Annotated in this window: 7 protein-coding genes and 1 pseudogene; 2 read left to right on the top strand and 6 right to left on the bottom strand. The window is 67.9% G+C overall.

The window, feature by feature from the left end:
• Both FV223_RS14040 and FV223_RS14035 read right to left on the bottom strand, forming a co-directional pair.
• Positions 1 to 1,251, bottom strand: a 1,251-nt coding sequence (locus FV223_RS14040; RefSeq protein WP_147727624.1) for a xanthine dehydrogenase family protein, incomplete at its 3' end; no start/stop codon positions are given.
• Between the two features lie 65 nt (positions 1,252 to 1,316).
• On the bottom strand, positions 1,317 to 2,591 hold the full coding sequence (locus tag FV223_RS14035) for an amidohydrolase/deacetylase family metallohydrolase (protein ID WP_147727622.1): 1,275 nt from the start codon (positions 2,589 to 2,591) through the stop codon (positions 1,317 to 1,319).
• 122 nt (positions 2,592 to 2,713) lie between these two features.
• Here FV223_RS14035 and FV223_RS14030 point away from each other — a divergent pair, with 122 nt between their 5' ends.
• A complete protein-coding gene (locus FV223_RS14030; protein WP_147727621.1) occupies positions 2,714 to 3,235 on the top strand; it encodes a MarR family transcriptional regulator in 522 nt (173 codons plus the stop codon).
• 47 nt (positions 3,236 to 3,282) lie between these two features.
• On the opposite strand, the pseudogene FV223_RS14025 reads toward FV223_RS14030, so the two are convergent.
• From FV223_RS14025 to FV223_RS14015, 3 genes and pseudogenes are all read right to left on the bottom strand, one after another.
• A pseudogene (locus FV223_RS14025) lies at positions 3,283 to 4,431 on the bottom strand (M20 family metallopeptidase); the annotation flags it as partial.
• A gap of 66 nt (positions 4,432 to 4,497) precedes the next feature.
• Positions 4,498 to 4,800, bottom strand: a complete 303-nt coding sequence (locus FV223_RS14020) for a class II aldolase/adducin family protein (protein ID WP_279603949.1) — start codon at positions 4,798 to 4,800, stop codon at positions 4,498 to 4,500.
• A gap of 105 nt (positions 4,801 to 4,905) precedes the next feature.
• On the bottom strand, positions 4,906 to 5,886 hold the full coding sequence (locus FV223_RS14015) for a LysR family transcriptional regulator (RefSeq protein WP_147727623.1): 981 nt from the start codon (positions 5,884 to 5,886) through the stop codon (positions 4,906 to 4,908).
• A 100-nt stretch (positions 5,887 to 5,986) separates the two neighbouring features.
• Between FV223_RS14015 and FV223_RS14010 the strand changes: the two genes are divergently transcribed.
• Positions 5,987 to 6,730 carry an SDR family oxidoreductase gene (locus FV223_RS14010; protein ID WP_147727619.1) on the top strand — a complete coding sequence of 248 codons (744 nt, stop codon included), beginning with the start codon at positions 5,987 to 5,989 and terminating at the stop codon, positions 6,728 to 6,730.
• A 453-nt stretch (positions 6,731 to 7,183) separates the two neighbouring features.
• On the opposite strand, the gene FV223_RS14005 is transcribed toward FV223_RS14010, so the two are convergent.
• The gene (locus FV223_RS14005; protein WP_246689684.1) at positions 7,184 to 7,888 is read right to left on the bottom strand and encodes an FAD-dependent oxidoreductase; all 705 of its coding nucleotides are present in this window, start codon (positions 7,886 to 7,888) and stop codon (positions 7,184 to 7,186) included.
• Positions 7,889 to 8,413: the final 525 nt, after the last annotated feature.

Below are 8,413 nucleotides of genomic sequence, written 5' to 3'. Positions count from 1 at the left end.
GCCCGCGGCCTGCCGGGCGCGCAGGGCCGGCAGATCGACGGCGTCGAGCGCGCGGGCGAGCGCCTGCGGATAGTCGCCGCTGTCGAAGTGCTTGTTCGTGATGTTGTCGAAAGGCATCTGCTCGGGCCGCACGAGGTTCTTCGCGCGCACCACCCACGGCTCGATGCCGGCTTCGCGGGCCACCGCGTCAAGCACGAGTTCCAGCGCGAAGCAGACGCCGGTGCGCGCCACCCCGCGATAGGGCAGGATCGGGCACTTGTTCGTCGCCACCGACCACGTGCGGCAGCGGTAGCTCGGGAAGTCGTAGGGGCCGGGCAGGATGCTCGCGACCTGCGCCGCCTCCAGGCAGGCCGAGAACGGATAGGCGGAGTACGCGCCGGAATCGACGGTGGCCTCGCAGTCGATGCCGCGAAGCGTTCCGTCGCGGTCGGCATAGGCGGTGATGCGGTAATGGTGCTCGCGGCAATTGGCGTTGGCGGTGAGGTGCTCGCGCCGGTCCTCCAGCCAGCGCACAGGATGGCCGCAGCGCAAGGCGAGCCATGCGAGGCAGATCTCCTCCGCGAGTAGAATGCCCTTGTAGCCGAAGCCGCCGCCGACATCGGGCGCGACGATGCGGATGCGGCCCTGCTCGATCCCGAGGCACTCGCTGAGGCCGTTGCGCACGATGTGCGGCATCTGGCTGGCGGAGTGGACGACGAGCTGGTCCATGCGATGATCGAGATGCACCACGGCGCCGCGCCCCTCGAGCGGAGCCATGCACTGGCGGGCGGTGGAGATCGTGCGCGAGACTTGGATCGGCGCATCGAGCGCAGCGGCGAAGTTCACGTCGACCTGCGTCTCCAGGAAGACGTTGTCGCCCCAGTGCTCGTGGACGAGCGCCGAAGCCGGTTCGCGGGCGGCGAGCATGTCATGGACGGCCGGAAGCTCCTCCAGGTCGAGGACGACCGAGGCGGCGATGTCCTCGGCCTCGGCCCGCGTCGGCGCGACGCAGAACGCCAGCAGCTCGCCGACTTGCCGCACCTTGCCCGTGGCCAGCACCGGCTGCTCCGAGACCTTGAAGCCCGGCAGCCCCGAGACCGCGCGGATCGGCTGCACGCCGTCGAGATCGGCCGCGGTGAACACCCGGTCGCGATAGCCCTCCGGCACGTGGATCGCCCGGATGCGGGCATGCGCCAGGGGGCTTCGTACGAAGGCCACGTCCTGCATCTTCGGCATGCGGATGTCGCCGACATACTGGCCACGCCCGCGCATCAGGCGGTCGTCCTCCTTGCGCGGCAGGCGGGCGCCGACGCCCTCACCGAGGATCGGGCGCGCCGTCACGCCGCGATTGCCTGCGGCAGGATCGGTGAATCCGCCTCGAAGCGCTTGCCCGCGCGCAGGCAGAAGGCCGGCTGGAGCAAGCGCTGTGCGATGACCTGCGTGTCCTCGTTGTCGCGCAGGAGAAAGCGGCCGCGATGGTCGTGGAGCACCGACACGTCGGCGGCGAATCCCGGTGTCAGCGCGCCGATCCGGTCGGACAGGCCCAGCATCTCCGCCGGGTGCGAGGTCACCATCGGCACGACCTGCTCCAGGGAGAGGCCGAGCGCCATCATTGAGCTCATCGCTTGGGTCAGGCTGAAGCGCGCCTGACCGAGGAAGGGATGGTTCTCGTCGTCGTGGTGCTCGTCGGGGGTGCCGGCGGGCTTCGGCACCTCGGTGTTGTAGCCGTGCATGTCGGCACCGAGGGTGTAGGGCATCACGCCCGCCGGCAGGGAGGCGCGGGCGACCCGGTAGGAGAAGTGGCTGCCGTGGCCGACGTCGACCCGCAGGCCCGCATCCATTGCCGCACGGATGATCGGGTGGACGACGCCGTCCTCGTTGATGAAGCCGCCCGGATGCCGGGTGAAGGGGTGGGCGAGAAAGTCGCCGGGGCGCAGCAGCGGGATCACCCGCTCCATGATGGTATTGGCATCCTCGCCATTGGAGCCGCTCTCGGGCAGGCCCCAGAGCTGACCGAAATGCACGTAGAGCGGCAGGTCGGAGCGGCGGCTGATCTCGGCGGCCATCTCCATGACCTTGATGCCCCAGCGGGCGAACCCCCCGATCTCCGCATGGCCCTTGATGCCGCGCACGAGGTCGCGGTTCTCGGTGGCCGACTTGACCGTCGCCTCGATGTCGACGCCGTCGGGGCTGTAGAGGTTCGGGTAGAAGTGCCCTTCGAGGCCGCCCACGAGGTAGGCGGAGAGGAAGGCGTAGACCCGCGTCTCGGCTTTCTCCGCGACGAAGTGGCGGAAGCCCGGCAGTGTCATGCAGGAGGGGCCGCCCTGATCGATCACCGTGGTCACGCCGGAGCGCACGCCGACCATGTCGGGCGGCAAACCGAAGCGGCCGGTGACGTACTGGTAGACGTGGCCGTGGGTGTCGATCATGCCCGGCAGCACCAACTTGCCGGAGACGTCGATCACCTCGGTCGCTGCCGACGGGACGACGGACTCGGCGACCGCCGCGATGCGCCCGTCTCGGATCGCCACGTCTCGGATGCCGTCGATGCCGGAGACCGGGCAGATCACGCGTCCGCCGCGCAGGAGCAGATCGAAACGGGGATCGTCCATGGGACTGCCTTATCGTCGGAGCGCCGGTCAGGCCGACGCTCTGGTGTATCGAAAAGCGAAGTGTGCTTCGTAATTGTCGGTATGCAGTCCGCGTGCCAGACTGGTTCGGAGGATGGATTGCGATGGACGACAGGATTGCCGACGACAGGGCCGGCGACCGCGAGGAGACGGATGCCGCGGCGGCCGCCGCACGCACCTGGCCGCTGACCGAGCGCCCCGGCTTCCTCGCGCGGCGCCTCCACCAGATCCACGTAAGCCTGTTTTCCGAGCGCTGCGCTGCGTTTCGGATCACACCGCTGCAATACAGCCTGCTGTCGCTTCTGCGGGACCTCGAGGAGGCCGACCAGACGACGCTGGCCAACGCCGTTGCGCTTGACCGCACGACCACGACGGGCGCGTTGAAGCGGCTCGCCACCCGCGGGCTGGTCAGCCGGTCGACCTCCTTGGCGGATCGCCGGGCGCAGGTCTGTCGCATCACCGCGGAGGGCAAAGCGCTCCACGCGGCGATGGAGCACGCCGCCCACGAGGCCCATGCCCTGACGATCTCGGCGCTCGCCCCTAAGGATCAGGACCTTCTGGTCGGACTCCTGAGGCGCGCCGTGGCGGGCCACGATCATCGGCGCGGCCACCTCGATCTTGGGTAGTCCAGGCCGGCCGATCGCCGGCCCGACAGGCGCGGCCGGTAAACTCCCATGATCGTCACGGCCAGCGCGCGGGCACGCGGGACGAGGCTCTCCACCTCCCGGTACTCCTCCGGGGAATGGGCCCGGCCGCCGACGGGGCCGACCGCACAGTGAGTCGGGCAGCCGACGCTGGCGGTGAAATCGGAATCGGCGCAGCCGCCCGTGAACGCGCCCGAGACCGTCGCGCCGTAGCGCGCGCTCGCTCCGGCATAGGCCTCGAACAGGGCGCGCGAGGCCGCATCCTGCAGCGGCAGGAATTCCCCCCGGATCGTCAAAGCGGCCGAGGTGCCGGGAAGCATGGCCTCGGTTACGATCGCCGCGATGCGTGCCATGGCTGCTTCGCGATCCTCCGGGCGGACGTAGCGCAGGTCGATCGCGCAGGTGGCGAGCGGCGCGACCGTGTTGACCGACTGGCCGCCCGAGACGAGGCCGACGTTCACGGTGGTGCCGCGTTCGAGGTCGGTGATCGCATGCAGCGCGATCGTCTTGTGGGCGAGTTCGCCGATGGCGCTGGTCCCGTCCGCGGGGTTGGCGCCGGAATGGGCAGCCTTGCCATGCACCGTCGACGCCATGAACACGCCGCCCTTGCGGCCCGTCACCACATCGCCCGACGGGCGCCCCGGCTCCGAATTCAGAACCGCGCGCGCCGCGCGTCGTCTCCTCGATGATCGGGCGGCAGGCCGGCGACGCGGTCTCCTCGTCGCTGGTGAACAGGCCGACGAGCGGGGACGGTGCCCCGCCCACCCGTTGGAAGGCGGCGAGGCGGAAGGCGTTCATCACGAGCCAGGCCTTCATGTCGGCGACGCCCGGGCCGTAGGCGCGACCATCCGAGACCCGGAACGGCCGCCGCGCGGCCTCGCCGGTCGAGAACACCGTGTCGCGGTGCCCCATCAGCACCGCCGGCCGATAGGCGGCTCCGCGCCCGGCCACGTGGGCCTTCAGCGCATCGCCGTATCCTGCGATCGGGATCGTGGCGACGGACACACCATGCTCGGCGAGAACCCACCGATCCGGGCAGCGACGGCATCGACGCCGGCCTCCTCGTAGGAATTGGAATCGATGTTCACGAGAACCGCGAGCAGGGCCAGCATCGCGGCCTCCCGTGCTTCGAGCCAGCGGACCGTGTCGGCGCCTCTGTCGGACAGCGCAACTCCCATCGGGCTGCCCCGGCACTTGGGACGGATGGATCCGCCGCCGGCCGCGCCTTCGTTCCTTCCGCCGCGTCAGTCCCGGTACGCCGGCTCCTCGCGATCCAGGATTCTCCGGATCGCGGACAGGGGCAGGCGGGCGGATTCGGGATCGCCGGCGCGCATCTGGCGGGCCGTGGCTTCGGCGATCGCGGGATCCACGGGGATGACCTGGCGCCCGGTCGAGAGCGCCAGGGTCTGCACCTCGGCAGCCCGCTCGAGATCGTAGAGGTCGTCCCAGGCTTCCGCGATGGTCGGCCCCAGGACCATCACCCCGTGATGCTTCATGAAGAGGCAACCGAACCTTGATCTTGCTTCCGGAAGAAGACGTTCCGTCAGCGATTCGAGCCGGTCGCTTCGTGTCCGGCGAAGGCTCCCCGCAAGTGGATCGCTATCGAGCGCGATGGCCTTGCCGTCAGCCTTCGAGCTCGGTCGCCATCGAGCTTAGACGGGCTTACCAACATGATCCTGGGACATGCGGCCCACATGAGCCGCCACTGTCACGTCCCAGGGCGCCGGGGTTCGAAAGATTTCGCCGAGGAAGGTCAGGAACGCCTTCACGTTTGGATTGCCCCGGCGGCTCTCCGGCCACAGGGCGATCATTGCGTGGCGGTCCACGGAATACTCATGCAGGATCGGGATGAGTTCGCCGCGTTCGACCAAGGGAGCCGCCAGATAGGTCGGCGAGATGCCGATGCCGCCACCCGCGACGAGAGCGGATGCAACGGCGTCGCTGTTGTCGGTGACGATGCCGGCGTTGGGTACGATCTCCAGGATGCGATCCCCGACTCGAAAAGGCCAGCGTAGCGCTTGGCCAGTGCTTTGAAAGCGGAAGTTCACGCAGTCGTGGTCCACGAGTTCGTCCGGATGCCGTGGGGTTCCGCGCCGGACCAGATAGGCCGGGGATGCGAATGCGCAGACACGGTGTGGCGCCAGCGTTCGAGCGATCAGTCGACTGTCTCCGAGATCCCCGACGCGGATGGCGACGTCGATGCCGTCCGCGATCAGGTCGGCAAAGCCATCGCCGAGGCGCAGGTCCACCATCAGCTTCGGGTAGCGCTCACGGAAACGGGGCAGTGCCGGAGCAATCAGGTGCAGGCCTACCGGCAACGGCGCCGTGACCTTCAGGGTCCCGGCTGGTTCCGAGCGGGCCGCCACCGCCATCTGCTCGATCTCCTCGGCATCGCGTAGCAGGCGAAGCGCCCGCTCGTGCAGGTCGCGTCCTTCCGAAGTGAGCGTGAGCGACCGGGTGGTTCGGTGGAAGAGGCGCAGACCAAGATGCTGCTCTAGGCGCTGGACGCTTTTGCTCACCGCGGAGGGCGAGATCGAGAGCGCGCGCGCTGCCGCGGTATAGCTCCCCAGCGAGCCGGCACGAGCGAATGCGATGAGGCCGGTGAGCCGGTCGAGCCCAATTTGTGCCGTCATGGCGTAACTGAACCGCCACGCGGCAGAATTATCAAGCCCAAAGCGAAGATCTAGGTTTTGGTCCCCGGCGATCGACGCCCCGAGCACGAGGATCAGGACCATGAACGACATCAGCTCGCTTGCGGCTTCCACCCTTCAAGATCGCACCGTCGTCATCTTCGGTGGCACCTCCGGCATCGGTTTGGCCTCCGCGATCCAGGCCAAGGCCGCGGGCGCCAAGGTCATCGTCGTCGGGTTCAACCCTGAGGGCGCGGAGCGGGTCGCGACGGAGAACGGCTTCAATGGCTGGCGTGCGGCCGACGTGACCAAGCCCGAGACCATCGCACAGGCCCTCGCGGACATCCCGCACGTGGACCACCTCGTCCTCCTCGCCGGCACCTTCGTCGCCGGCAAGGTCCTGGATGCCGAGGTCGAGTACCTGAAGCGCGCCTTCGACGAGCGGATCTGGGCGGCCGTCCATACCCTACGGACGCTCGGTGAACGCCTCGCTTCCGATGGCTCCGTGACCTTCATCTCGGGAGCGCTGGCGGATCGCCCGAGCGCCCAGGGAACGGCAGTGCTCGCCGCCGCCTCGGCCGCGATGGAGGCTTTTGCCCGGGGTCTGGCGCTGGAACTCGCGCCGATACGCGTGAATACGCTCTCACCCGGCACCACGGACACGCCGCTTCTCTCCCGTACGCTGGGCACGCATCGCGACGCCTACGTCGCCGCCCTCACCGAGAAGCTCCCCCAGCGTCGTCTCGGCACGGCGGAGGAGGCTGGTGCAGCGGTCGTCTTCCTCATGAGCAACGGCTTCATGAACGGCGAGACCCTCCACATCGACGGCGGCGCACGGCTGGTCTGACCGCCCGGCCAAACCTCGCCGAAGTCTACCTGCCGAAAGTCGTTGCCCGAACGAAGGTCCGCTTCATGGCTTGGGTTCCCCGAAGCGGATCAACCCCCAATCCTTTCGACCTGGACGTAGGTCATCCTCCACCAAGCTACCGAGAAGCGGACCTCCCCAGGGTCCGGAAGGGTCGAGAGCGGAACGTCCGAGGCGGCTAGGTTTCCGCAAGTCTACTCTTGGAACGCAGACCCGAGAAACTGGACGTGAGCGCGGAATGCGACGCATGTCGGCTATTCGCCCATTCCGATCGGTCGTGAACGCCGGAGGGCATCCGACCGCCGATGCCCTGGGGGCGCGGCGGTCCGCGCGGCACGAAAGAACGGAGGGCCGGCGCCACGCCGACCCGGCGGCTTGATCCCTGAACCTAGCGCCTGACCTTGCCGCGGTTCGCGATCGGTTGCCGGACAGCCGCTAGGCAGCCTCGCGCGCAAGGGTGGGCAGGTCCGCCCCGGCCTCGATCTCGGCCGCCGAGGGAAGACTTACGAGGCCGAGCAAGTGCAGGAAGGCGGTGAAGGCACTGTTGCGGCCGATGCTGCAGGCGGCGGTCACTCTGTCGCCGGTGACGTAATAGGCGATGAAGTCGAGGGCGGAGGGGTCGCCCTGAACGATGATCCGGTTGAAACCTTTGGCGTATCCACCGTAATCGAGCCGCTTGTCGCCCTGGTTGCTCCAGAAGAATGGAGCACCTGCGAACACGCCGCTTCGGTCGAGGATGGCATGGGCCACATGGGTGCCGTGCTGCTGCGCGAGACGCCAATGCTCGATCCGTGCGGTCTCGCCGCTCGCCCTCTCCGGGAAAGCGGAGATATCGCCTGCGATCCAGACGCCGTCCGCGAGCTTGAGGTCCCCGCCGACCTCGAGACCGCCGCCCTCGCCGGGGTCGACGTCCGCGATCAGGCTGCTTTCCGGATCTGCACCTGCGCCGACGAGAACGATGTCGGCCGGGAGGCGCCGTCCGTCCTTCGTCTCGACAGCTTCGACACGACTGATGCCAGTGATCCTGACGACGGAGCCGGTCTCGAACGTGACGCCGTTGTCGGCATGGTACTGCTTCAGCGCTGCGCCCACCGCCTCGCCGAAGCGCTTGGCGAAGGGCACCTCCTCGCGCGCCAGCACGGTTACGGACAGCCGGCGGCGACGATACTGACGATGCCCCATTTGCGCCGAGCTACGCCTTCCGAACGCGCCGCATGAGCGGCGATGGCGGATGAGGCGTAGATGCCGACGCTGCATACCACTGCGGCCAACAGCAACAGTTGCTCGTCGTGGAAGTCTCGAACGCAAGTCACGATCTAATGCATGTCGACTTCACTGGTGATATCAGAGTCGGAAGTGTCCGGTGATCAGAGGTGGCCATCGCACCTGGCTGCGATGGCTTTACTCGCGCCTTTTTATGGTTGCGCCTTTGGGTGTGGACCGAGCAGAGTTTTGCCGTGTCGGATCAGGAGCTCGACTTCCGCTAGGGCTCGCACGGAGATGTCTTTCAGGTCGTCGGTGGAGCGACCAAAGCTCGGGTGCATCTGCAACGAAGACGTCCAAAATCTTTCGATGCCCGATCGTAATATCTCCCGTCGAGCGCGTAGGCCTTGTGCAGCAAGCGAACCGGCACTGCGTTGGTGGATCCGTTTTCCTGATCGGCAT

The sequence above is a fragment of the Methylobacterium sp. WL116 genome (genome assembly GCF_008039455.1).
In the GTDB taxonomy this organism is placed as follows: domain Bacteria; phylum Pseudomonadota; class Alphaproteobacteria; order Rhizobiales; family Beijerinckiaceae; genus Methylobacterium.
The sequence above is the reverse complement of the archived record's forward strand: the minus strand, read 5'-3'. Positions and strand labels throughout refer to the sequence as shown.

What these genes read in the sequence shown, in the direction of transcription:
- FV223_RS14010 (WP_147727619.1), top strand. Translation starts at nt 5,987, where the DNA reads ATGAACGACATCAGCTCGCTTGCGGCTTCCACCCTTCAAGATCGCACC.
- FV223_RS14015 (WP_147727623.1), bottom strand. Translation starts at nt 5,886, where the DNA reads ATGACGGCACAAATTGGGCTCGACCGGCTCACCGGCCTCATCGCATTC.
- FV223_RS14035 (WP_147727622.1), bottom strand. Translation starts at nt 2,591, where the DNA reads ATGGACGATCCCCGTTTCGATCTGCTCCTGCGCGGCGGACGCGTGATC.
- FV223_RS14030 (WP_147727621.1), top strand. Translation starts at nt 2,714, where the DNA reads ATGGACGACAGGATTGCCGACGACAGGGCCGGCGACCGCGAGGAGACG.